Source organism: Ruegeria sp. YTSC004 (assembly GCF_059609805.1).
Genome location: NZ_JBXWMJ010000001.1, coordinates 343612 through 368869, shown reverse-complemented (window position 1 = coordinate 368869; position 25258 = coordinate 343612). Strand labels below are relative to the sequence as shown.

At 56.5% G+C, this 25258-nt stretch carries 19 protein-coding genes and 2 pseudogenes; 14 read left to right on the top strand and 7 right to left on the bottom strand.

Annotation, left to right across the window (positions count from 1 at the left end; translation table 11 throughout):
* Window positions 1–20 precede the first annotated feature (20 nt).
* The 6 genes from AC2FFP_RS01820 to AC2FFP_RS01795 all read left to right on the top strand — a co-directional run bounded on the left by AC2FFP_RS01820 (window position 21) and on the right by AC2FFP_RS01795 (window position 6174).
* Complete coding sequence (locus tag AC2FFP_RS01820; RefSeq protein ID WP_496724153.1) at window positions 21–1229, top strand: CpaE/TadZ family protein; 1209 nt, start codon at window positions 21–23, stop codon at window positions 1227–1229.
* A gap of 14 nt (window positions 1230–1243) precedes the next feature.
* A complete protein-coding gene (locus AC2FFP_RS01815; protein ID WP_496738143.1) occupies window positions 1244–2632 on the top strand; it encodes a TadA family conjugal transfer-associated ATPase in 1389 nt (462 codons plus the stop codon).
* A 3-nt stretch (window positions 2633–2635) separates the two neighbouring features.
* Window positions 2636–3607, top strand: coding sequence for a type II secretion system F family protein (locus tag AC2FFP_RS01810; RefSeq protein WP_496724157.1), 972 nt, complete (start codon window positions 2636–2638; stop codon window positions 3605–3607).
* 10 nt (window positions 3608–3617) lie between these two features.
* Window positions 3618–4619 (top strand): type II secretion system F family protein, encoded by a 1002-nt coding sequence (locus AC2FFP_RS01805; RefSeq protein WP_496738142.1) that lies wholly within the window; start codon window positions 3618–3620, stop codon window positions 4617–4619.
* Window positions 4620–4886: 267 nt separating this feature from the next.
* Window positions 4887–5699 carry a helix-turn-helix transcriptional regulator gene (locus AC2FFP_RS01800; protein ID WP_496768970.1) on the top strand — a complete coding sequence of 271 codons (813 nt, stop codon included), beginning with the start codon at window positions 4887–4889 and terminating at the stop codon, window positions 5697–5699.
* Complete coding sequence (locus tag AC2FFP_RS01795; protein WP_496724163.1) at window positions 5689–6174, top strand: prepilin peptidase; 486 nt, start codon at window positions 5689–5691, stop codon at window positions 6172–6174. Before AC2FFP_RS01800 ends, AC2FFP_RS01795 begins: the two co-directional genes overlap by 11 nt.
* Before the next feature lie 27 nt (window positions 6175–6201).
* Here the strand turns inward: AC2FFP_RS01795 and AC2FFP_RS01790 are convergent.
* A pseudogene (locus tag AC2FFP_RS01790) lies at window positions 6202–6314 on the bottom strand (IS5/IS1182 family transposase); the annotation flags it as partial.
* 488 nt (window positions 6315–6802) lie between these two features.
* Here AC2FFP_RS01790 and AC2FFP_RS01785 point away from each other — a divergent pair.
* Together AC2FFP_RS01785 and AC2FFP_RS01780 are read left to right on the top strand one after the other, a co-directional pair.
* Window positions 6803–7387, top strand: a complete 585-nt coding sequence (locus AC2FFP_RS01785) for a TetR/AcrR family transcriptional regulator (protein WP_496845398.1) — start codon at window positions 6803–6805, stop codon at window positions 7385–7387.
* Window positions 7388–7405: 18 nt separating this feature from the next.
* Window positions 7406–8626, top strand: a complete 1221-nt coding sequence (locus AC2FFP_RS01780) for a serine hydrolase domain-containing protein (RefSeq protein ID WP_496845397.1) — start codon at window positions 7406–7408, stop codon at window positions 8624–8626.
* A gap of 366 nt (window positions 8627–8992) precedes the next feature.
* On the opposite strand, the gene AC2FFP_RS01775 is transcribed toward AC2FFP_RS01780, so the two are convergent.
* Window positions 8993–9859: a LysR family transcriptional regulator gene (locus tag AC2FFP_RS01775; RefSeq protein WP_496843600.1), complete on the bottom strand. Its 867-nt coding sequence runs from the start codon at window positions 9857–9859 to the stop codon at window positions 8993–8995.
* 115 nt (window positions 9860–9974) lie between these two features.
* Between AC2FFP_RS01775 and AC2FFP_RS01770 the strand changes: the two genes are divergently transcribed.
* The 6 genes from AC2FFP_RS01770 to AC2FFP_RS01745 all read left to right on the top strand — a co-directional run bounded on the left by AC2FFP_RS01770 (window position 9975) and on the right by AC2FFP_RS01745 (window position 20416).
* On the top strand, window positions 9975–11513 hold the full coding sequence (locus AC2FFP_RS01770; RefSeq protein WP_496880653.1) for a trimethylamine methyltransferase family protein: 1539 nt from the start codon (window positions 9975–9977) through the stop codon (window positions 11511–11513).
* Complete coding sequence (locus tag AC2FFP_RS01765) at window positions 11510–12799, top strand: aspartate aminotransferase family protein (protein ID WP_496880652.1); 1290 nt, start codon at window positions 11510–11512, stop codon at window positions 12797–12799. Before AC2FFP_RS01770 ends, AC2FFP_RS01765 begins: the two co-directional genes overlap by 4 nt.
* Window positions 12796–15195 (top strand): GcvT family protein, encoded by a 2400-nt coding sequence (locus AC2FFP_RS01760; RefSeq protein ID WP_496843597.1) that lies wholly within the window; start codon window positions 12796–12798, stop codon window positions 15193–15195. The genes AC2FFP_RS01765 and AC2FFP_RS01760 overlap by 4 nt, the downstream gene beginning before the upstream one ends.
* Window positions 15195–17606, top strand: a complete 2412-nt coding sequence (locus tag AC2FFP_RS01755) for an FAD-dependent oxidoreductase (protein WP_496880651.1) — start codon at window positions 15195–15197, stop codon at window positions 17604–17606. The genes AC2FFP_RS01760 and AC2FFP_RS01755 overlap by 1 nt, the downstream gene beginning before the upstream one ends.
* A 3-nt stretch (window positions 17607–17609) precedes the next feature.
* Entirely contained in the window at window positions 17610–19289 is a 1680-nt protein-coding gene (locus AC2FFP_RS01750; protein WP_496880650.1) for a thiamine pyrophosphate-binding protein, read from the top strand.
* A 206-nt stretch (window positions 19290–19495) separates the two neighbouring features.
* Window positions 19496–20416, top strand: a complete 921-nt coding sequence (locus tag AC2FFP_RS01745) for a LysR family transcriptional regulator (protein ID WP_496724186.1) — start codon at window positions 19496–19498, stop codon at window positions 20414–20416.
* On the opposite strand, the gene AC2FFP_RS01740 is transcribed toward AC2FFP_RS01745, so the two are convergent.
* The 5 genes and pseudogenes from AC2FFP_RS01740 to AC2FFP_RS01720 form a co-directional block, all read right to left on the bottom strand.
* Entirely contained in the window at window positions 20413–22827 is a 2415-nt protein-coding gene (locus AC2FFP_RS01740; RefSeq protein WP_496880649.1) for a GcvT family protein, read from the bottom strand. The genes AC2FFP_RS01745 and AC2FFP_RS01740 overlap by 4 nt on opposite strands.
* Complete coding sequence (locus AC2FFP_RS01735; protein ID WP_496767759.1) at window positions 22828–23052, bottom strand: hypothetical protein; 225 nt, start codon at window positions 23050–23052, stop codon at window positions 22828–22830. It lies immediately after the preceding gene.
* A 9-nt stretch (window positions 23053–23061) separates the two neighbouring features.
* Window positions 23062–23532: an aspartate racemase/maleate isomerase family protein gene (locus tag AC2FFP_RS01730; RefSeq protein WP_496767761.1), complete on the bottom strand. Its 471-nt coding sequence runs from the start codon at window positions 23530–23532 to the stop codon at window positions 23062–23064.
* Window positions 23525–23968 carry an SRPBCC family protein gene (locus AC2FFP_RS01725; RefSeq protein WP_496777846.1) on the bottom strand — a complete coding sequence of 148 codons (444 nt, stop codon included), beginning with the start codon at window positions 23966–23968 and terminating at the stop codon, window positions 23525–23527. Before AC2FFP_RS01725 ends, AC2FFP_RS01730 begins: the two co-directional genes overlap by 8 nt.
* Before the next feature lie 12 nt (window positions 23969–23980).
* A pseudogene (locus AC2FFP_RS01720) lies at window positions 23981–25243 on the bottom strand (trimethylamine methyltransferase family protein); the annotation flags it as partial.
* Window positions 25244–25258: the final 15 nt, after the last annotated feature.

The following is a 25258-nucleotide window of genomic DNA, read 5'->3' as shown; positions in this document are numbered from 1 at the left end:
CTAACCATGGGAGCTGCAAAATGACTCAAAAATCATTAGCCCTTATCTCTGATAATGAGGCGATTAAGAATTCAGTCGCCCAGGCCGTCGACCGGCTCGACGATCTTTCGCTCGAGACGCACTCCGGAACATTGTCTTCGGTAAACGGCCGCGCCTGTGATCTGATGAGTGAAAATGACCTGCTGGTGTTCAGCTTTTCAGGTGAATTGGATCTGGAGACTGTCAGCGATCTTCGTCGTAACGCCGGTCCCCGCGGCACCCTGCTGGCACTTAGCGACCGTGACATCTCATTGACCGAGGTGCGCGCGATGAACAATTCGGGTGTCGATGAGATTTTGCCCTATCCCATCGGGCAGGACGAACTGGCTGAGCAGATCCAACGTCTGACGGTCGACAAATCTTTGTTGCCCACCATTTATGCGCCGCAACCGCAGCGATTGGGACAGATCATCAGCGTATGTCCGGCCCGCGGTGGCATCGGTGCGTCAACGCTGTCTATTAATCTGGCCGACCAGTTGCAGGGATATTCCGGTATCTTTCGGAAAAAGACACAAAACAAGGTCGCTGTCGTCGATCTGGATTTGCAATTTGGCACCGTGGCAACGTCCTTGGACTTGCAGCCTTCCTCGGGGCTTCTGAGAATGGCTCAGAACGGGGTCATGCCGGACCGGACGTTCCTTCAACAATCTCTGGTGCAACATGCATCCGGCTTGGAAGTCCTGAGCGCTCCCGAAGAATTAATTCCTCTGGATGTTCTGACACGCGAACAGATCAGCGCGCTGATCGAGAACCTGCGTCTGGAATTCGACTTTGTCGTCATTGATCTTCCACGCGTACTGGTCGATTGGCTGGGTGCGGTTGTTACCGCGTCGGACCGGATGCTCATGGTGGGCGACAGCTCGGTTTCTTCAGTGCGCCAGTCCTGCCGTTTGATCGAATTCTTCACAAAAGAGCGGCTCGAACCTCCGGTTGAGATCGTCATCAGCCAAGAAACGAAACCGACATTCCGGTCAAGCCAACATGTTGAAGCCCAAAAGGTGCTGGAACGCGAATTGCGGTTCTGGCTTCCCAGCGACGCGCGACACGCAAAGCAGGCGCTGGATCGGGGTCAGTTGCTGTCGCAGGCCTCAGGCAGTTGTGCCCTGTCCAAGGCGATCCGCTCGGTGGGTCGAAAAATCATAAATGAAACGATGGTCGGAAAAGCCGACCTGAGAAACAACGCAGCCTAATTGGAGTCTAAGGGATGTTTGAAAAGTTTACGCGCGCCGGACGAACCAATGAGGCCGAAGTTATCCAGCTGAATCAACGTGCCGAACCGCAGGCCCAGGACATTCAGCCAGACACTGCCGCCGAAGATACAGAACTGGCAGATTGGCTTGAGCTCAAAAGCACTTTGCACGAGGCTTTGCTGGAACGCTTGAACCTTGCAGTGATCGAAAAGGTTGAAAAAGACGTGCTGCGGCGCGAAGTCGCCGGGGTTGTCGGCAGCGCTTTATCCCAAGCGGGCAAGCCACTGAATACCGAAGACTTCAACCGCATCGTCGAAGAACTTCTGGACGAAATTCTGGGGCTTGGCCCGTTGGAGCCATTGCTGGCTGATCCAACTATCAATGACATTCTGGTTAACGGTTATCAGACGGTCTATGTCGAACGCTCTGGCCTGCTGGAACGCGTGCCGGTGCGGTTCCGGGATGAAAAGCACCTGTTGCGTGTTATCGACAAGATCGTCAGCAAGATCGGCCGACGCGTGGATGAGCGCCAGCCTTGGGTGGATGCCCGGCTGGAAGATGGCAGCCGTGTAAACGCAATCATCCGCCCGTGTTCGATTGACGGCCCCAGTGTTTCAATTCGAAAATTCGCCCAGTCGAAACTGACAATGAAAAAGCTGGTTGCAAATGGCGCTCTGAACGATGCCGCCGCACGGTTCTTGCAATCGCTGGTATTTGCGCGCCTGAATGTCCTGATTGCAGGCGGGACGGGGTCGGGTAAGACAACGATGTTGAACGCCCTGTCTTCGTATATCAACCATGGCGAGCGTGTCGTCACCATTGAAGACGCAGCCGAACTGCAACTCCAGCAGGAGCATGTTGTGCGACTGGAAACACGCCCGCCATCCCCGTCCGGCGACGGCCAGGTAATTCAGCGTGATCTGGTGCGAAACGCGCTGCGTATGCGCCCCGACAGGATCATTGTCGGTGAGGTTCGCGGAGCGGAGACCTTCGACATGCTTCAAGCCATGAATACGGGTCATGATGGCTCGATGACGACTGTACATGCAAACTCGGCGCGCGATTCATTGGGCCGTCTGGAGCAGATGGTCACGATGACGGGTATCGAATTTCCCGCCGCAGCCATTCGATCCCAGATCGCGTCGGGGTTACACTTTATTGTGCATCTGTCGCGGTTGGCGGATGGGTCGCGCCGCGTCACCAGCATTTCGGAAATAACCGGGATGGAAGGTGAGATTATCACCATGCAAGACATCTTCGTGTTTCAGAAGAAAGGCCGCGCGGAAAGCGGCGAGGTGCTTGGTAAGTTTGTTCCCACTGGGATTCGCCCGAAATGCTATGACATGCTCACAGCCGCTGGCGTCGATCTCGAACCCGAGACCTTCAGAGTATCAGGAGGCTGAGGCATGACCAGTATTAACACAGCCGAACTTCTTAACTATCTGACGCTCGCTTGCGTCTTCGTCGGAATTTTCATGCTGATTACCGGTTTGTTCCACTTTGCCCGTCGCGGTGAAAACCACTCCGAGGCCCGCAACCGCCGAATGCGCATGGTCCGGCAAGGCGTTACCGATGAAGATCGGCTCGCCTTGCTGCTTCCCGAGACCCAGACAGGGTTTTTTGCGAAGATCCCTTTTTTTGGGAACTTGCCGGATACGCTAGTTCAGGCGGGGCTGCATGTTTCAGCGAAGAATTTTGTGCTGCTTTGCCTGTTTGGTACCTTGGCGATCGCAACCGCCGGTATGATGTTTCTGCCGCCTTGGCAGACGGCCCCGATCGCACTCGTCCTGGGTGTGGTCATGCCGGCTTTGGTGGTGAAATCGCGGCAGGCTGAACGCCAAAAAGCTTTGACCAGCCAGTTGCCCGATGCGCTAGAGTTGATGGCGCGTGGCCTGAAAATTGGCCACCCGGTCAACACCTCGATCAAAGCCGTTGCGGACGAGATGCAAGACCCTATCGGGTCCGAGTTCGGCATCATTTTCGACCAGATCAGTTTTGGCGACGAATTGCCCGACGCGGTTCAGGACTTTGCTGACCGGGTCGGTTCGGAAGATGCACAGTACCTGGCGGCAAGCATGGCAATCCAACACGGCACTGGTGGCGATCTGGAGCGGATCGTGTCCGTTCTGGCTACCGTGGTCAGACGGCGCATTGCATTGCGTGCGCGGATCAAGGCCATTTCCGCAGAAGGGCGTCTGTCCGGGTTTCTTTTGTCGATCATTCCGCTGGTGATCATGGGGGTAATGTCGATCAACGCACCGGGATATTACACTGATATCAGTGACGATCCCGCATTCATCAAACTTGCAGTGCTGGTTGTCGTTCTGATGGTCTCGAACGTCATCATCCTGCACAAACTCGTCAATTTCCGTATCTGAGGGCAGTTTCATGGAACATATGCTGGAAATCATGTCGCTTCGTTTCGGTCTGCCAGCCGAAACAATTCTGCTGACCATCTTTGGCCTCGGCGTTTTGCTGGTGTTCGTTGCTGTAACCTCGGCGTTAAGCCGCCGCCATCCTGCGGCCGTCCGCATCGCCAAACTGCGTGCCCAAAGATATGGGGCCCGCAACGACCGTGGACTGTTGCGGGAAACCATTGCTACACCAAAAGGCCTTTTTAGAGCAGCGCTACCCAGCAAAGAGTCTGAGCGGCGCAAGATTGAGGATCAGCTTATTCAAGCCGGGTTGACCGGCCGGAATGCCCTGCGGATCTATACGCTGACGCGGGTTTGGTTTGGGATTTTCGTGCCGATGATTGTGGGTCTGCTCATTGTTGCCTCAAGAACTCCTGGCATTCCAGTTCCCAGCGCGATTACGGACATTTTTGAATCCATCAGCAAAGCCAACGCCATACAGCTTATCGGTTTGCTGACGGCCGTCGGATATTTTCTACCCGCAGCCTGGCTGAAGCGTCGCCGTAAGGAGCGTCAGCAACGTATCCGCGACGCGTTTCCAAATGCCCTCGACCTGTTGCAGATTTCGCTTCACGCCGGTTTAGGCTTCGATGCAGCTATGACCCGGGTCGGAAACGAACTGGCGCTGGCCTCCCCTGATCTGGCCTTTGAGTTTCTGAACACACAACACGAGATTCAGGCTGGGCGTCCCCGCGCAACCGCGCTGTCTGACATGGCGCGGCGTACAGGGGTTGATGAAATCCAGTCATTTGCCACAGTCGTCCAGCAATCCATTCGTTATGGAACGAGCATGTCCGAAGCCCTGACCACCTATGCATCTGAAATGCGGGATTCCCGCGAAACCAGGGCGCAGGAACTGGCAAATCAGTTACCGGTAAAGATGTCCGCCGTTCTGGCTGCGCTGATGCTGCCGACGCTGATCATCATCACCGCCGCACCTTCGATGATTCGATACTTCCGGGGCTTTGGGGCGTGAATTTGTGCCCGGTTCCACATCAATAACGTGTTCAAACAGGCCGTGTTTCCAAAAGGAGAACAAACAGAATACTTGTTGCGAACCTTTTTGCCCGCTTTAGGGAAGTATGACTAAGCTTATATGCAGTTAAGTGGAGTCCGGCCACGCAAAAAAAATCGAGACACAATCGACGGGTGGGGGCGTTTGTCGAAAGGGTTGATCGGGTTTCGGTCAGTATTAAACGGTATGAATGGTATGTTTTCGGCGCATCGTTTCGCGCCAGATGCAATGGCACCGACTTCAGAACTTCTTAGGGTCGTGGCGGTCCTTTGCCAGGCCTCTCAGGGGAAAGTTCCACTGCTAAACGCACTGCGTGAAACGGCTCGCGCAATTGACGCGGAAGTGGTTGCAATCAGCCGGGTCGACCTGCAAGGCAATCAGAATTCGGCAAAAGTGGTGAGCTACGACGCCAATCACAAGACGCCGGACAGTTTCAGCGGTTTCGACTTCTGCATCGCGCCTGCCATCTGCGGCAACAACATGAGCCGGGCCAAACTGGGGTCGGCTTGGTTCGGCGACCTCGATGACCTTTCCGAATATGAACATCTGTCAGAGTTCTATGCGTTCCGCAGATTTTACGAGTCCGTTTCCATTTTGCTGGAAAGGCAAAATGGTGTCGCCGACTTTCTGGAATTGCATTTCAGCCACCCCATCTCTTCGGCCGTGGTAGATATTCTGAGCGTTCTGGGCCATGTTCTGTCGGATTGCTGGAAGAAAAGATCTCTTGGTCGGTTTTCCGAAGCGAAGCTGAAAAACACGCGCCGAAAGCTTATCAAGAAAGAACCAAAAAGCATTTTGTCTTTGGACAACCCTTGTCGGCTGAGTCGCTCGGAATATCGGGTTTGCCTGTTATTGGCGCGGGGATTAAACAACAATGCCTTGTTGTCCGAGTTGTCGATTTCAATTTCGACACTGCGTACACATCTTCGCAATATCTACGTGAAAACAGAAACGTCATCTCAACCCGAATTGATTCATGATTTGCTGACCCCGATGGTCAAGCGCCAATCGCCGACTGCAGGTAGCGAAAATGTCGCCTGAAGTCGCGCAGCTCGCCCCTTTGATCGTCATTACTCCGCTTTTGGCCGCAATGGCATGGAATGACCTGAAGAACCTCAGGATATCCAATAAGCTGGTGCTGATGATGCTCGCCGCTTTTGTCCTCTCCGCGCCCGTGTTTCTATCGTTGCACGAGACGGTGTACCGCGCGGTCTTCGGCGTTGGCGTTTTTGTCGTTGGTTTTCTTGGTTTCACGCTACGCCTGTGGGGTGGAGGGGACGTAAAGGCAATCGCCGCGCTGACATTGTTTGTGCCCAGCTACTTTCTTTTGCTGTTCTTTTACACTTTCACCCTGTCCATGGCCGTGGGCATGCTGTTTGTGATCACAAGCCGCTCGATAATTGGATTTCCGGAATGCCGCTGGCTCGCATTGCGACCAAAAGCCAGCTATCCGATGGGTGTATCGATAGCCATGTCGGGTGTATTATTGCCCTTGGTTGCGATGGGTTTGGGGTAGTACTATCCAAGATAGTTTTAGGCCGAATAGCCAATAAATAACGGTTGCTGGAGTGCTAGGGCAGAACGGAAGGCCATTAGGTTACTGTCGTAGCAGATGGCAACGTGTCTCCAATCTTTGAACTGGCCAAACATGATCTGGGGTGGTGTGGTGAGCACCACATCGCTTTATGAACTGTGAGGAAAATTCATTTTAGCGGTTTTCAGGTTGTTGGCGACAGCGCTTAGGCCAGAAAGATGTTGGGGTTGATCCGACAAACAGCACCGTGTTGGAGCCGAATGATCGCTTAGCGATAGGAAGGCTCTCCAATTTGCGCCTGCAGAGAATGTCCGGTTGCCGTCCAAATTGATCAATGCTGCGTAGCGAACCAGTGTCCAGTTTGGGCTCTAAGCCGTCGTTCGCTAAATCGCGACAAGTGTCTGCTGTGCGAACAAAGCGCCATTTCGCTGCGGCTGCTCCAATGTCCGGTTGGTGTTGGCCATAGTGCCGATACTCTCCGATCAGGCTTGGAGCGACTTCACCATGAGTAAATGACGTTCGGTAACGAACTGCTATTCTTGTCAAGGTGACAAGTTATATGCATATCGTTTATTGTCAATACGACAAGAATCCCTGAACAGGTGACCCAATGGCCAGACCCAAAAAGGACAGGGAAAGGAAGAGCCAGATCCTCGACGCCTTGGAGCGCATTGTCATTCGCGATGGGATTGCGAAGCTGACCCTCGCAAAAGTTGCGGCTGAGGCTGGCCTGCCGCGTCCCTTGCTCCGGTATTTTGCTGGAAACAAGAGTGAGCTGATCCTTCTGTTATTCGATCGTATGTTAGAGCGTGGTGAGGCTAAACTCGCTGGCCTCCAAGAGATCAAAGAAGGGGCAGTTAAGGTCGATGATATCCTCGACCTCCTCTTTGACGGGTTGATGGCCGATCCCGAATTGAATGCAATGGTGGAACAATTGTGGCCTTATTCCGCCGGTGATGAGCGCATTCAGACCCGTCTGCGCGACCTCTATCACCGAGTTTGCCAGGAAATCGTGGCTCATATGTGTGCCGAGAGGCCGGGCCTCAATGAGGATGACTGCTTTGACCGCGCCTATGGCGTCGTCGCCATGGCGTTCGGAGCCAGCTTCTTCTCAGACATCAACTTCAAACCAAACGACCCCGAGGCTTTTCGCCGTCTCGCGCGAGACATGCTGCAGTCAGGGTCTGTTAACTAACAATCCAAGGAGACCATCATGAAGTGGATCAAACGAGGGGCCGTTGCCGTCTTGGCATTGGCCCTTATCGGCGGAGCTGTGTTCTGGAACAAGATTCAAGATATCCGCGCGCTTGTAGCCTATTCGGCCGTTTTCGAGCCGGACACCATCGACGAGAACTTCCGGTCGCTCCACAAGAATTATCCCTCAGTTACGATCAAACGTTCTGGGCCTGTTGCCGAGTTCGAGCGCACGGATCGAGGAGAGGTCATTCCTGCAACGTATGAGTACGAAGGGAAGACGTTGGAATCAAAGGATGTCTTCGAGGAAATTCACTGGACAGGCTTGGTGATCCTGCATGACGGGAAAATGGTTCACGAGGAGTACGCGCGCGGCAATAGTGCTGAGAGCCTTCACATCGAAATGTCGGTCACCAAGTCCTTGACGTCTATCCTGGTCGGCATTGCATACGATCAGGGGCATCTGCCGGACTTAGACGCTCAGGTGACGGACTTCATCCCCGAGTTGAAAGACACCGGGTACGATGGCGTCACCGTGCAGCAAGTGCTCGATATGACGTCGGGCATCCGGTACATTGAAGACTATGACGACCTGAACTCGGACATCGTGCAAACCGTCGTCGCGACTTTGCGTGGATCACTCGACGAATTTGCAACGACAATGGTGCGCGAACGCGAACCCGGCACCTTCAATCAGTATGCCAGTATTGAAACGCAGGTTCTCGCCTGGGTTTTGCGACGTGCAACCGGCCAAGAGTATGCCGATTTTTTCCAAGACCAGCTATGGAGCAAGATTGGCGCGGAAGCCGACGGAGAGATGCTGGTCGATAGTGCTGGAGAGCCAATGGCCTATGGTGGGGCAAATCTTCGACTGCGCGACTTGGCACGGGTCGGACAGATGGTGCTCAATGGCGGTGTTGCCATGACGGGTGAACGTGTCGTTTCGGAAGCATGGTTGCGCCAATCCGTCACAACAGACACCGAACAGTCTAAGCCAGGTGAGCACGACAAAACGGACTTCATCCTGGGGTACAAAAACCAGTGGTGGATTCCGACAAACCGAGATGGAAACGAGTTTTCCGCCATCGGTATCTACGGGCAATTCCTGTACATCAACCCAGAGAGGGGCGTGGTCATCGCGATGAACTCGGCATACCCCGAGTACAACGAAAACGTCGAAACCGAGCTGCAGATGCTGTCGGCGTTTCAGGCGATATCGATGAACCTAAGTCCCGATTGATCGCTTGTTTGACATTTGGAGTGCCGGATCGATTTCCAGCACTCCAGTAGCGTTGCCGAATCGATGACAATGAACAACAGGATTAGCGGTTCCGAAGAGCAGATATTCGTCGACTATGCCGCCTCCGGTACTTTGGGCTCGAAGCAGACATTCGGTTAATTCCGCTGAATGTCCGCCTTGCAGACAATGTTGCCGTTGTCCTTCAGGGTGTTTGCTGGCGCAGCATCTGTTCGAAAAGGCAGCACACTCATCGTTGCGTTGTGGCCATAATCACCAATTCTGTCATTCGATGTCGCGCTCAAGTGCAGATCGACAGCTTCATGAAAACAAGCTTGCCTCTCACTCAACAACTGATGCATTTGTCAATTATGATTGTGTGACAAGCCAATCCTCAACTTCTCGAACCTCAGAACGGGTTCTGCTGGTATGCTGGACATCGATAAAGTAGCCATGGGTTGGGTTGATACGCTCATCAAAAATCCGAACCACTCTATTTTCCGCCAGATCCTGGTCGATCAGTGGAAGCCAGCCAATGATTGCTCCCTGGCCTTCGGCAGCGCCGCGCAGCAGCACGTTTGCGTCCTCGAAGATCGGCCCATAGAGCAGGTCGGCTATTGAAACGCCCATTGCCTCAAACCAGTCCCGCCATCCCCAGTGATTTCTTTGATGCAAAAGGGGCAAGGTCAATAGATCCTTTGGGTGATCGATAGGTCCTCGTGTAATAACAAATTCTTCGGATGCTATGGCGACCGGGCTAAGCTCAAGCAGCTTGATTGCATCTTCTGCCGTGTCGGCGATGCGGTCCCAGCGGATTATGATATCGACATTCTCGCGTTCATGCGCGCCGGGATAAAGGGCTGGCACCACTTCCAATTCGATCTCGGGATGGGCTTCCCAAAAATCACTAATCCGTGGCATGAGCCAGCGCGCCATAAAGATCGGTCCCGCCGAAACTCGCACCGCTTTGAGTGCGCTTCGATGCATGGATTGAACTGCACTGTCCAACAGGCCAAAGGCCTGACTGGTCGCATGGGCCAAGCGCCTGCCTTCAGCTGTCAGGGTGACATCACGACCCTCCCGCCTGAATAGCTTGACGCCAAACTGATCCTCCAATCCGCGAATATGATGACTGATCGCAGTCGGGGTCACAGTTAGGTCCGCCGCGGCTGCCCGAAAACTGCCGTTCCGGGCGGCGGCGTCAAAGGCACGTAAAGCTGTAAGAGAAGCTGTCACGGCAATCCAATAGATGAGTTTTTCTCATTCATTGCTGAGAATGTTGCTTTTGTAAACTCTGCTATTTCCGGTGCAGGATAGGGCTGCATAAACCTGAGCTCATGAATCGATGACCATGGCAAACCGTCGGCGCGGTCGTAAAGACCGCTTAAAGCAAGTCTCGGAGACTGGCCCGCAGCCACCGGTATGGCCAGGGGTGATTGGTGGGCGTCTTAAACCGCTCTTGCCTGACGAAGAAAGTATGGTCGAGGAAGCCGCATATAAGCTTCTTGAAGATCTGGGGCTTAGTCAGGCCATTCCCTCGATGATCGAAAAAGTCACTGCTGCTGGCGGGGCCATGACGGATGATGGTCGGCTGTTGTTCCCGCGCGCGCTGGTGAAATGGGCGATGGACGGAGCGCAGCGGGGGTTCACCTTATGTGGCCAGCGTCCCGAGAACGACCTGAAGATTGAAGCCGCCCGCGTGCATATGTCTACCGGCGGCGCGGCGCCTGGCGTGTTTGATCTCGACACTCATGAATATCGAGATTCGACATTGCAGGACCTCTACGATGCAGCGCGGATCGTGGACCGGATGGACAATATTCACCACTTTAGCCGATCGGTTGTGGCACGCGATGTCGAAGACAACGCGTCGATGGATCTGAACACCGCTTACGCCTGTCTTACGGGCACGTCCAAGCACGTTTCGATTTCGGTTACCGAGCCGCAGAACGTCGCCGATATTGCAAAGCTTTGCTATGAAATCGCCGGTGGCGAAGAGGCATTTCGTGCCCGTCCCTTCCTAACGATCATGGTGTGCCATGTGGTTCCGCCCATGCGTTTTGCCGAAGAAGCCTGTGAGGTTCTGGAGTTGGCGATCAAGGCCGGGTTCACGGTGCAGCTGATCAGCGCCGGACAGGCCGGGGCCACCAGCCCGGCAACGATTGCCGGATCGCTGGTGCAGGCGGTAGCGGAAACGCTGGCTGGGCTGGTCTTTGCGCGTTTGGTCGATCCAAAGGTCAAGGCGATTTTTGCCCCTAAACCCCTTGTGGCCGACCTGCGCACCGGGTCGATGAGCGGCGGCGGAGGCGAACAGGCCATCCTGATGGCTGGTGCGGCGCAGATGGGACGGCGTTGGGATTTGCCGACCTCTTCGATTGCCGGGATCACAGATGCAAAACGGCTGGATGCCCAATACGGGGCCGAAAAATCGCTGGCGGTGACAATGGCGGCGCATGCCGGGTCAAATATCATTACCCAGGCTGCCGGTATGATGTCGAGCCTTTTGGGGGTGAGCCACGCGGCCTATGTCAGCGACAATGACCTTTTGGGTAACATCCTGCGCACTGTACGCGGCGTCGAAGCAACACCCGAAAATATCGCCGCTGATGTCATCGCAGATGTCTGTCGGGGTGAAGGGCATTATTTGGGTGAGCAACACACATTCGGCCGAATGAAGTCAGATTACTTCTATCCCGAGATCGGCGATCGGCGCGCGCCTCGCGACTGGCAAGATGATGGTGCTCAGCGGATTGGCGACGTTGCGCGGGAGAAGGCGAGAGAGATCCTGAGTACGTATTTTCCCAGCCACCTGCCGGACGAAGTGGATCGCACGCTTAGGATGAATTTTGATATCCGCCTGACACGGGCACAAATCGGACGGCCGGAATGATGAACCAAGATCTTAGCACCCGCGCGCGCGCGAGCCTGCCAGGTGGTGTCAGCCATGAGCTACGATTTCGTGATCCGCACCCAATATTCATTGATCGCGCGCTAGGTGCCGAAAAGTGGGACGTTGAAGGACGCCGCTATATTGATTTCAAAATGGGCAGCGCCAGTCAGATGTTAGGACATTGTCACCCGGCAATTGTCGAAGCGGTGCAGAGACAGGCCGAACGTTCGATTTTCAGCGCGGACTGCCACACCCAGGAGATTGAGTGGGCCGAGTGGGTCAACCGGCTAATTCCTTCTGCCGAACGCACACGTTTCACCGCATCGGGTACGGAATCCACGATGCTGGCACTGCGACTTGGGAGGGCATATTCGGGCAAGGATCACGTGCTGCGTGTTGAGGGACATTTCCATGGCTGGCATGATCACGCATTGAAAGGGGCAAGGCCGGGCAGCGATCAGGCGCCGTCTTTGGGTATCCCGGATGCCATCAACGATCTGATCCATATCTGTGCAGCCGATCCTCAGGCTATGGAAGACGCGCTACGGGATGACCGTATTGGCACGGTAATCATTGAAGCCTCGGGCGCGAATTATGGCTGCGTCCCCTTGGCCACCGATACCTTGATGACGCTGCACGACGTTGCGCGTGCCGCTGGTGTTGTGCTGATCTTTGATGAGATCATCACCGGATTTCGCTGGTCGCCTGGTGGGCGTCAGGCACGCGACGGGATCGTACCTGACCTCACCACTTTGGCAAAAATCGCGACAGGCGGTTTGCCCGGTGGCGTGATTTGTGGTCGCGCCGAAATCATGGAGCTTTTGAACAATGCAACCGTGCGAGGCGGGTTTGGGCCTGCGGTCAGCCACAAGGGCACTTTTAACGGCTCGCCCCTGATTGCGGCTGCTGCCTGTGCCGCGATTTCGCTCTTGGCCAGCGGCGAGGCGCAGGCGCATGCCGATACAATGGCCGCACGCATGCGCGATGGTATGAATGCCGCCATGAAGAGGCGGGGCATCGCGGGCACTGCCTATGGCGACAGTTCGGTTTTCCACGTGTTTTTCGGCCGTAGCAGTCTAGATGGACTTAGCCCTGCTGAAATTAGGGGGCTACCGAAACCCTTGGTCAAAGCCTATCGCGACGGCATGCTGACGCGCGGCGTGGATATGATGGCCTATACTTCTGGTTTGACCTCAGCCGCGCATACACCCGAACTGGTTGATGAAGCGCTCTTGGCCTTTGACGACACTTTGTCGGACATGATCCGCGACGGAGCATTGCTATGACCCTCCCGTCCTCCGCCCGCACCGTCATCATCGGCGGTGGCGTCATAGGATGTTCGATCGCCTATCACCTTGCCCGCGAAGGGCGGAAAGATATCGTGGTGCTGGAACGTTCGAAACTGACGTCAGGCACCACATGGCATGCCGCCGGTCTGGTTCGGCGTTTGCGCCCGTCGGCGACACTGACGAAATTGATCAACTACTCGATTGACCTTTACGGCGAGTTGGAAGTTGAGACCGGACAAGCCACTGGCTGGACACAAACGGGATCGCTGACGCTGGCAACCAATGAGGACCGGCTGACCAACATCAAACGGCAGGTATCGCTTGGTCGTGCTTTTGGGCTGAAGGCCGAGGTGGTCGATGCCGTCCGCGCACAAGAACTTTGGCCGTTGATCGAAGTGGACGACGTGATCGGTGCCGTTTGGTCGCCTGCTGATGGGCGCGTGAACCCGTCTGATGTGGCGCTTGCGTTGTCCAAAGGAGCCAAGGCGCGCGGTGTGAAATTTTTCGAAGACACCCGTGTGACCGGGTTGCAAAAGAAAGATGGTCGCATCTCGGGCGTCGAAATCGGTGAGTACGTGATTGAGGCCGAAGAGGTCGTGATCGCCAGCGGTCTCTGGTCGCGCGAAGTGGCCGAAATGGCTGGTGCGCATATGCCGCTTTATGCCTGCGAGCATTTCTACATTCTGACGAAGCCGCTGGCCGAGGTACAGGCGCTTGGCAAAGGTATGCATCTGCCAACGCTGAACGATCAGGACGCTTATCTTTATGCCCGCGATGATGTTGAAGGCTTGCTGGTCGGCTCGTTTGAGCCCCATGCCAAGGGCATTTCTACGCGTGATCTGCCTGCGGATTTTTCATTCGATCTGCTGAATGAGGATTGGGACCACTTCATGCCGATGATGGAGAATGCGCTGCGCCGCATTCCCGCTCTGGAAACCGCCGAAGTGCGGATGCTGCTGAACGGCCCCGAAAGCTTCACACTCGACAGCCAGTTCATGCTGGGAGAAAGCCCAGAGGTGTCGCGCCTGTTCTTGTTGGGGGGCATGAACTCTACGGGGATCGCTTTGGCTGGTGGCGCGGGCAAGGCGATGGCAGAATGGATCATCGCGGGTGAGCCGACGATGGAACTGAACGAAGCTGATATACGCCGTTTCAGTCCCGAAATGAACGTGTTGGGCGCGCTAGAAGCCCGCATTCCCGAGGTGCTGGGTCGGCACTACGACAATCCCTATCCGGGCCGGTCAATGGACACTGCGCGCGGTCAGCGCCGCTCGCCAATTCACCAGGGGCTGATGGCCGCGGGCGCGCGTTTTGAGGCGCGAGGGGGCTGGGAACGCGCCGTGCATTTTGGTGGAGATGCAACGCACCTGCCACTCACCTTCGCCGCACCGAAATGGCGCGGTCAGGTGAAGCGGGAAGTAGACGCCTGCCGCAATGGCGCAACCATTCTGGATCAATCCGCCTTTAGCAAGATCATGATACAGGGGCCGGACGCCTGCGCCTTTCTCAACCGGCTATGTGCCGCGCAGATGGACATCGCCGAAGGGCGCATCGCATATACCCAAATCCTGAATACGCGAGGTGGTGTTGAAAGCGATCTGACCGTGCAACGTCATGGCCCGGAGACCTATCTGATGATTGTCGGCGCGGGCGAAGTTGTGCGAGTCACGAAACGTATGCGCGACACCAAAGGTGACTTCCGTGTCGAGTTTACCGATGTGACAAGCGGCTATGCCGTGATTGGCCTTGCCGGGGCTAAAGCGCGCGACGTATTGCAGGCCACCAGCAATGCGCAAGTACCTGACCTCAAACGCTTTGGTTTTGCGCCGGTCGAGATCGGGTTGGCGAGCGGTTGGGCCGGTCGCCTGAGCTTTACCGGTGAAGAAGGGTATGAACTTTATGTTCCCGCTGACATGGCCATGGCCGCGCATGAGGCGCTTGTCGCAGCAGGTGCCTCTCATGCGGGCCTCTTTGCCAGCGGCAGCTTGCGGATCGAAAGTGGGTTTCGTGCCTTCGGCCATGAATTGACACCGGGCACAACGCCGCAAGAGGCCGGGTTGGGTGCGTTCTGTGCTTTTGGCACCGGCTTCGTAGGTGAGGAGGCGTTGGTTAAAGCGGGTCAACCCAAGCGTCGGATCGTTTCGCTTATGTTCGATGACCCGAACGCGATCCCGATTCATGATGAACCGATTTACTATGATGGCCGCGTCGTTGGACAGATAACTTCTGCGGCGTGGAGCTATCGTTTTGACCGCTCTGCTGCGCTGGCGATGATAAACGCGCCGTTGGACCTGATTGCGGGGCAAGACGTTGTGACGGGGTTCGAGGTGGAAATCGCCTGTACCCGCTATTCCGCAAAATGTTCGCTACAACCCGCCAAGGAGGCGTTTTGATGTCGCAGACGACACGCACGACCCGCGTTGCGATCATTGGCGGCGGTATTATGGGCGTTGCGGCTCAGTTCCAACTCGCTGAAAATGGCTGGACCGACACGATCCTGTTTGAAAAGGCTGAACTGACCAGCGGGTCCACATGGCACGCAGCAGGGCAAATTGCCCATGCCGTGGGCAGCCGTGTTGCAGGCTGGATCAACAAGACATCGATCGAGACCTACAAGCGTGTCGAGCTGGAAACGGGGCAAAGCATCGGCTGGCATGAGGTCGGTGGGTTCCGCATTGCCACAACCGATGATGAAGTCGACTGGATGAAGTCGATCATGGGCGTCGGCAGATTGCTGGATCTGCCGATGGATTTGGTGGGGCCGGATGAGGTTGCGAAAGGCAACCCGTTCTACAATGTAGATAATGTAAAAGCTGCCGTACAAACCTATGAGGATGGGCATATAGACCCGTCTGGAGTGACCATGGCACTGGCCGCTGCTACCCGTGCACGAGGGGCAAAGATCGAGCGGCACAATCAGGTTCTGGGCGCCAGTCGCAGGGGCGATATGTGGCTACTCAAGACCCAAAAGGGCGACGTATCGGCCGAGCATATCGTGATTGCCGCCGGATCCTACGCCAATCAGGTCGGCGAATGGTTCGGGTTCAAGATACCTTCGGTCTCTTGCCTACATCACTACCTTGTCACCGACACAGTGCCCGAATTCGAAGGCCGCCCGGAATTGCCGGTGATGCGCGACAACTCTTATGGTGGCTATATCCGGCAGGAACAGAAATCCGGGTTGATTGGTATTTACGAGGGCCATGTGTGCCCGACCGTTTGGGAAATGCCTGAAGGCGCGCCATGGGCTGCCGAGAACGAGCTGTTTGCTGCGGATTACGACTCAATTGGCGATTTCCTGATGGTTGCTTTCGAAAAGATGCCGATCCTGGCCGAGCTTGGGATCAAACGCGTTGTGCGCGGCGCGATCACCCATACGCCGGATGGAGGAATGCTGGTCGGGCCTTCTGGTGCGCCCAATGTCTGGCTGTCTTGTGGCTCATCCATTGGTCTTGCGTGGGGTGGCGGTGCTGGCAAAGTACTGGCCGACTGGATGGTGCACGGCGAAACCTCGATCAACACACGCAGCCTTGATCCCCGCCGTTACGGAGATTTTGCATCGGATCATTACATCGTTGAGCGCACCAAAGACGAATTCATGCGCCGTCATGACACGCCGTGCCCCGGAAAACAGTTCAATAGCTTGCGCCCGGTGAACCGGCATCCTCTCTATGATCGGCTGGCTGCCAAAGGGGCAGTGTTTGGTGAGATTGCAGGCTGGGAGCGTCCGCGTTACTTCGGGGATCTCGGTGAAGTTGAGCAAATCGGTTGGGGCCGTCAGCCCTGGCATGAGAATGCGCTGGCCGAGGCAAAAGCTACCCGAGAAGCCGCTGGTGTGATCGACCTTTGCGCATTCGCCCAATTCGAGATCACCGGCAAGGATGCGGGCAAACTGCTGGATCGCTTGTCTGCCAACCGTATCCCCCGCAAAGACGGGTGGATGAGCCTCAACCATTTGTTGACCGAGAAGGGCCGTTTCGAGACTGAGATCACCATTTGGCGTATTGATAAGGATCGCTATTTCACAGGCTCCCCCATTACTCGCGCTAACCCGGATTTCGCCTGGATACAAAGCCATATCCAGCCGGGTGAAGACGTGCAGATTGTTGATCACAGCGCCGATTGGGGAATGCTGGCTATGTCAGGCCCTGCTTCGCGGCGCATTTTGTCTGAACTGACAGAGGCCGATCTGTCCAATGCAGCTTTCCCATGGCTTTCAGGGCAGGAAATCACGGTCGCCCAGGTGCCCTGCTATGCGTTGCGCGTTTCATTCGTGGGAGAATTGGGCTGGGAACTTCACGCCCCACTGGAGCGCATTGCAGACATCTATGACGCTCTGTTCGAGGCAGGTGCCAAGTTTGGACTGGCCGATCTGGGGTCCTATGCTTTCAACGGATTGCGGATGGAAAAAGCTTATCGCGCCAGCGGTGAAATGACGACTGATGTCGGACCGCTGGATGTTGGGCTTGAACGGTTCATCGTGGCCAAGGATCGTGAATTCATCGGCAAGGACGCGATGCTGGCCTGTAATCCGGAATGGGAGCTGCTTTATGCAGAGCTTCATGCTGACGGTCTCGATGTTCATGGCGGAGAGCCGGTCTTGTTGAAAGACCGGATCGTAGGTCTGACCACGTCGGGTGGCTACGGCTACACGGTGGGCAAATCGCTCGGGTGGCTCTTTGTAAAGAAAGGGACGCCGCGCGCAAATCTTACGATTCAGATTTTGAATGAAGCTTATCCGGTGACGATACATGACGCCCCGCTGTTTGATGCCGACAACCTGCGCCCAAGAGCCGAGGACTGAGAGATGACTAATATATCCGGCGGCGAGGCCGTCTATCGCGTTTTGAAGGCCAATGGGATCGACACTGTGTTCGGCCTCTTGGGTGGATCAATGTTGGAACTTTATGACGCGATATATCAGGGCGGAGAGATTGCCTATGTCGGTGCGCGCGATGAACGCGCGGCGGGTCACATGGCCGATGCTTGGGCGCGTATGACCGGCAAGCCAGGCGTGGTTTTAGGCGCGCAGGCCGGTCCCGGCGTGGTGAATATCGTGACTGCCGTGGCCGAGGCGCATCTAGCCTATTCTCCGATGGTTGTCATTGCGGGTGCGATCACCCGTGCAGATCAATGCAAGGACACGTTTCAAGAGGTCGATCAGGTCGCCGTCTTTGCGCCGATCTGCAAGCGGTCGGTGATGGTAACTGATCCTTCGAGGCTGGCTCCGATGCTTGAGGATGCCATTCGTCTGGCCAACACTGGTCGCCGAGGCCCCGTTGTGCTGCATGTCCCACGCGACCTTTTTGCTGAAAAAATCCCCGCCATTGATCCCAGACCGCTACGGATTGCGCGCCCGGGTCCGGCCGCGCCTGCTGACGTCACCACCATTGCCGCGTTGCTGGCCGGGGCAGAACGCCCAGTGATCTTTGCCGGAGGTGGCTTCAAATGGGGCGCGGGTCGTGACGCGCTGACCGTGCTGGTAGAAACACTTGAAGTGCCCGTTGTGGCCTCGACCGGCCATGCGGATGTGATGCGCCATGGCCACCCCTGGTTTGCCGGACAAGCCGGACCGCGCGGCAACCGCGTGGCCAGCCGTCTGACGAGAGAAGCAGATGTGATGGTCGTGATCGGCGCTCGCCTTGGCTTCAATTCCACCTTCCATTCCAACGACTACGTCGGTGCAGATACTCGCATCGCGCATGTTGATGTCGAAGGCTCTGCCGTTGGTCGCTATTTCCCTGCTGAAATCGCGGCTCAAGGTGACGCGCGCCTTACGGCCGAAGCGCTGACCGAGGCAGGCCGGAAGCCAAAATGCGACGCATGGCGCGAGAGCTTCAAGGCGGATATGGACAGTCTTTGGGCTGAACGGGCCAAAGAGGCCGTAATCGAAACGCTGCCCTTGCACCCCCGCCGCGCTTTGGCAGAGCTGCGCAATGCCTTGCCTGAAGACGCCATTGTTACACTTGATACCGGCAACACCTGCCTGCAGGCCGCGGATCGCCTGGCCCATTACGAACCAATGTCACTGATCACACCGCTGGATTTTGGTCTTGTTGGCTTTGGTCTTGCCGCAGCGATCGGCGCAAAAGCCGCGGCCCCTGAGCGCCCGGTTGTCGCGATCATGGGCGACGGTGCTGTTGGCTACACTATGATCGAGATTCAAACCGCCATTTCGCATAAGCTCCCGATCACCATCGTAGTGCTCGACAACGAGGCATGGGGCGCTGAGAAAGCCTATCAGCAAGAGTTTTACGGCGGGCGTCTTCTGGGCGCGGAAATTGAAAGCCCCCGCTTTGACAAATTCGCCGAACTCTGCGGTGGCAAAGGCATCTGGGTTGACGGCCCCGGCGGTATGGGCCCCGCCCTACAAGAGGCAATTACATCGGAACAAACAACAATTATTCAAGCCAAGATCGATCCGGGCGCGCTGATGACGCTGCGCAAAGACCTGTTCAGGGCACCGCAGAATGGGGCAAAGGAATAAGCGCCTGTGCTCCATCATCATCGACGCTGGTAGCACGGATCTTTGTGCCACGCACGCAGCCCGAGAAAAGGGCGCAAGCATGTTGATGCTGGAATGTTCGTCCGAGGCTTAAAACGGACGGTCTCACTCGATCAAAGTTTCGACTTGACCTATGATGAATAGCGATAAAGAAAATCACCCGTTATGTGAAATCTGCTCAGGTTCAAATGGCAGAAGGCCCCTTTCTTGATTTGCGTCATCTGAAGATGATCCGCGCGATTGCCGAACACGGGCGTGTCAACGATGCGGCCGAGGCTTTAGGGGTCACTTCGTCGGCTCTTTCGCATCGCATCAAAGAAGCCGAACGACGGTTGGATCTGGTTCTATTTACACGCATCCACAAGCGCCTGCGCATGACCCCGGCGGCGGAATATCTTGCCGATGTCGCGGATCGCGTTCTGACCGAAATGGACCGGGCCGAGCGCGATGTTCGGCGAATGGACCGCGGTGTGGAGCATGTCGTGCGCATCGCGGTCGAAACCTACAGCGCGTCGTATTGGTTGCCCGATTTCATCCGCTATCTGCAAACGCGGCTACCTGGAATTGAGCTTCAGGTCATGGCAAGCGTGACGCGCAAACCTGTTGGCGCACTTGCAAACAGGCACGCCGACATCATTGTGACGTCAGAGGAGGCAACGCCCATTGGAACGCATTGTATTCCACTGTTCAGGGACGAGTTGCTGTTCATCTTCGCACCAGATCACCCGCTTGCCGCAAAAACTCATATCGAAGGCAAAGACATCGAAGGGGAAGACTTCATCACTTACGCCCTGACCCCTGAGCCGGATCGTGAATTTGCCCGGCTGTTTCGCCCGTCCGGGCGCTATCCACGCTGGACCACAACGGTCGAGATGCCCGAAGCCATCGTCGAGCTTGTGGCCGCCGGTCAGGGCAGCAGCGTGCTTGCTGGCTGGGCCGTGCGCCCGGCCATCGAAGCTGGACGTATAATCGGCCTGCGCGTCGGCAAGGACGGAATCGAGGTGCCTTGGGTCGCAATGATACGATCCGAAGACAGGGGCACAGGCCCCATTCTGGAAGTCGCCCAAGCTCTTGCGCGGTGGTCTTCGGCAAACGGCGGGTTCGGTTAGGACTGGAGCCTCTCGTTTTTTGGATCGTACACATGGTGAGAATGACGCGTTGCCGCGCGCATCTCGCCGAAAGCCTGAACCAAACAGTCCTCTCCCATCTCGAGCGAACCATTTTCAACATAGCCGAGCGCCAACAACTTGCCGGTTCGATAGCCCATCGAGACCGACGTCAAGTAACCGATGACCCGCCCCTCTCGGATGATCGGGTCGGATGGCAATGGCTCTGGCCCGAGATCGGTGATCTCCAACCCGATAAAGGCCCATGCAGCTTCCTGCATTGCCTGTTCTTCAACGGCCTGTCGACCGGTGAAAGGCTTGGACATGTTCGCGAACCTGGAAAGACCAACATCGAACAGCGTGTATTCAACGCCAAAGTCCGCGCCCCAGCCGTGATACCCCTTTTCGACGCGCATGGCATTAAGCGCGTAAGAACCGAAATTGCAGATGCCATGCGGCTTGCCCGCCGTCCAGATCGCATCGTAAAGGGCCACCAGATCTGACGAGGCGACATGTAGCTCCCAACCCAACTCGCCCACGAAGCTGACCCGCATGGCCGTGACCGGCATACCTGCGATCTCGATTTCGGCCAGGCTCATCCAGGGTGCATTGGCCGCGCTCAGGTCATCGGCAGTGAGGCCCTGCAACAGATCGCGGGATTTCGGACCCATCACCAAAAGCGCGCCATCGCGAGTGCAACCCTTGGTCAAACGAACGTCGGCATCGCCGCAAGCGGTCGCAATCCAGTCGAAGTCTCGATCAACAGCCAGGGTAGGGCCACACAGCAGAAATCTGTCGTCGGCCAAACGGGCAATTGTCGCTTCTGACCATATGTGTCCCTTGGGTGTCAGCATATAGGACAGACGCACCCGACCGACGGGCGGCAGCGTTCCGCAGACTACTTTATCAAGCACCTTGGCCGCGTCGGGCCCATCCAGGGTGAATTTTGTGAAGCCGCCATGGTCCATGATCCCGACTCGATCACGAACCGTTTCGCATTCAATCCGCACGGCATCCTGCCAAGGCTCGTGTCCGAAGCTCAAAGCGCTTGGATCGTTTGTCTTGCCCAGATCGAACCAGAATGCCCGTTCCCAGCCGCCGATTTGTCCCATGACCGCGCCCTGTTCGACAAGTTGCTTATAGAGCGAGGTCTTGTTGAGCGGTCGCCCAGAATCCATAAGACGATGAGGATAGGGGATCGCATATTGCAGGTCATAATGCTCGGACGCGCGTGCCGCTGCATAGTCTTGCGTGGCCCATGACCCGAACCGGCGGGGATCCCAGGCGGACAGATCCCATTCGGTTTCGCCTGTCGTCAGCCATTCGGCCATGGCTTTGCCAATGGCCGCTGAATGCGTGATGCCAATCTGAACGCCTGTCGCATGGTAGAAGTTTCGAACACCTGCGGCGGGCCCTACAAGGGGAAGTGCGTCAGGCGAATAGGGGATCGGGCCATTAACGAAACGCTGGGCACCTGCTTCGGCAAGCAGAGGCACATGGACTGAGGCCGCTTCGAAGACCGCCATCATCCCGTCGATATCATCTGCAAACAACTGATGGTCAAAGTCCTGGGGCACCCCATCTTGCCAGACAGGGCGGCCTTCGTGGGCATAGGACCCGAGTAACAAGGAGTTTCGTTCGCGCCTGAGGTAAAAGCGCATGTCGGGGTCTCGGATCAAAGGAAACGGGTCGGTGTCCTTCCCGAGAACCGCAAGAGGCGATGTCACCATATATTGGTGTTCAAGAGTGACGACGGGCACGTGCAACCCTGCCATTGCCGCAATCCGTCCGCCGCTTGAGCCCGACGCATTTATCACGGTTCCCGCGGCAATGGCGCCAGTCGATGTTTCAACCACCCATTCCCCCGACGCATGCTGTCGCAATCCTGTGAACGGCGTGAACCGATGAACCTTTGCACCCAAGTCACGGGCGTGTTTGGCTAGTGCCTGGGTCAACTGACTGGGATCGATGTCGCCCTCATAGGGATCAAATATCCCACCATGGATTGTATCATCCGCCTGCCAATAAGGATGCATCTCTTCAATCTGCGACGGCGTCAGCATCGACAGTTCAAACCCCGCCGATCGAGACACACCGCACAGGTGTTGGAATAGTTGCATCCGCTCAGGCGTGTGAGCAGGCCAGATAGCGGATGTATGCCGATAGGTGATCGGCGTGACCGGGTCTTTGGCAAGCTCCTTGTAAAGCTGCCAGGCATAGTTTCCGGCGCGCATGCCCAACCACGAGTTAGCGTAGGTGGGAATATTGCCCGCGGCATGCCACGTCGACCCCGCAGCCAGTTCATTCTTTTCAAGCAAAACGGCATCGGTGATGCCTGCCTTAGCCAGATGGTACAGGATGGAAGCACCAACTGCGCCTCCGCCAATGACAACAACCTCTGCATGGCTTTGCATTCAGTGCGACTCCAACAGTCTTCCAAAACCAGTGATCGGATCGGTTATGCCGACGGCGCGCAGCGAATGCCAATAGACCGCCGCATTGCAGGCCACGATTGGCTTGCCGTGGGTGTCTTCCAACGCGCCGATCATGGCCACCACGGGCAGCGCGGTCCCGACCTGAAGGATAACGTCGCAATCCGAGGAAGCGACCTCAGCAAAGACGGACCGGATATCCTCCAACGGAGTTTCTCAGATGGCAGGAAGCGTGGGCGCTTCGGTGCCCTTGATCGCGACCACCTCGAACCCGGCGTTTTCAGTGTTTGCTTTCACCACAGCATCGATTTCAGCGTTGAACGGCGTGACAATGCCAACACGTGTCGCCCCAAGGGCGCGCAACCCCGCATAATCGGCTTGCGAAGCGCCAATCACCGGCACGCCGACCTGCTGTGCGATATCTTCGCACCGCGCCTTCAGTTTGTCCGGCCCACCGAGCCCTGCGTCGGTTGTCAGACCGACGGCGATTGCCGACGGCGCACAGTCCATCAACTTTGCCGCTTCGTCGGGCAGGTCATCCGACACCGCATCGCCCCCCAAACGAAAGCGCTGCATCTGGTTGGTCACACCCTTCGGTCGAAGCAATTCCAACTCCGGCTGGACGACAGTATTCATCGCAGGCGTCATGACGCCAATCACGGCGCGAGGGGCAAGGGTGTCAGCCATTCTCAGTCTCCTTCAGGAATTGCTTCAGTCCGATCATGCCGCCGATATAGATCACGTCGCCGACGGTTTTTTCCATTTCATCAGCGACCCCGGGGGCACAGTCGAAATGGCTTTCCCAGATGCCCAGAGTTTGGCGTGTATGGGTGATCGGAATGAATCGATGCGTGGACACGTACCCGGTCACGGGAAGCGCACTTTCGAGGATGTCATAGGTATAGGAATGATCGGTATCAGAATGGGCCAACAAGGTTTCCCGGAACACTGTGCCATCGGCGATGTCCAGTTTGCGGATGGTGCCGGTGGCGGTCGGTGATCCGTTCTCCAGGCCAACACCTACCACGCCCGGATTCCAATGCACTACACCGTCAAAGGCGCGAACGGCCGCCCAGACTCTGTTTATGTCACTGTCGATGACCATACTTCTGAAGACGTGCATGTCGGCTCCTCTTTAGGGCTGAAGATGGATGGGATAGTTGGCTCGAATACGTGCTTCAGCCTCTGCATCAAGATGTGCCGAATGCGGTGCTGCCAGTATCTCGGTCACGCGGGTCCGTGCCTGATCCCAGATCGAAAGACGGCCTGCAGCAACCCAGTCATCGACACTTTGGCGATTGGCAAGAGCCGGATAGTGATAGTCTGACTTCATGCGCTTGAGCGTTTCGAGTTCCCCCAGATAATGACCGTCCTGGGTGACGACGCGTTCCACCGCGTCCAGATCGAGTGTCTCCACACTCACTTCAATTCCCCTGATGCTGCGCAGGATTGCCCCGCACATGTCGTCGTCGATCACCATCGCTTCGGGGCTGGCCACCATGATCGAGCCCAGCATCCCCACGGAAAGGTTGATCATGTCGGCGCCGCCATGTCCGGCCAGGGCGACGGTGTAGCCTTTTTCATAGCCCGCTTGGGCATCCACCATCTTGGAATCCGTCATACCCGCCGAGACTGTGGATGGTAGGCCGATATGGGCCAGAAGCTGGGCCGCGGCAGCATTGGCGATCGCTGCTTCACCGCTGCCACCGCTCATGGCTCCGGTGCGCAAGTCGGAAATGAAGGGCATCAGCGCATAAATGCACGGGCTACCCGCCTGGATACCGTCAACCACCACTAGGCCAGCGAGCGACTCTGCCAAGCCCTGTGCCAATGCGCCGGCCAAGGTGACCGGACTTGTCGCACCTGCCTGGCCAGCCGAACAAATCTGCGGGATCATGCCTGCTCTCACGGCCTTCTCCAGCATCAGTATTCCTTCGGCGCTATAGGTCAGCGGGGGAACCACATGGACAATCACTGCCATACAAAACGGTCTTTCCCGGAATGCATGTTTGTGGCCGAGCGCTATATCGAACAACTCAACTATCGGGTCGATGTGGTCAGGCTCGCAAAAGCTGATGCCAATTGGTTTCGAAGTGGCTTTGAGGCAGGCAAATGCGGTGTTGATGTCCAGCTCGAACGGGTCGGTCAAATCCCTGGTAACAACGGGCCGTACACCATAGTGGATGTTCGACGATGCATCCAATACGCGCATTAGATCGTAGAGGTCGCTTAGTGAGCTGTCCTTGTAGGCGCCGGTTGCGGCATCCAGAGTCTGAACCGCCGCTCCGCCGGTCCCGATGTGAACCCGGCTGCCGCCGATCTGCAAATCCCTGTCTGCAGTGAACCCCGGTAACGTGATCTTTCTTGGAGCGCGAGACAGTGCATTTCTGATCATCTCATTTGAAAAACAAAG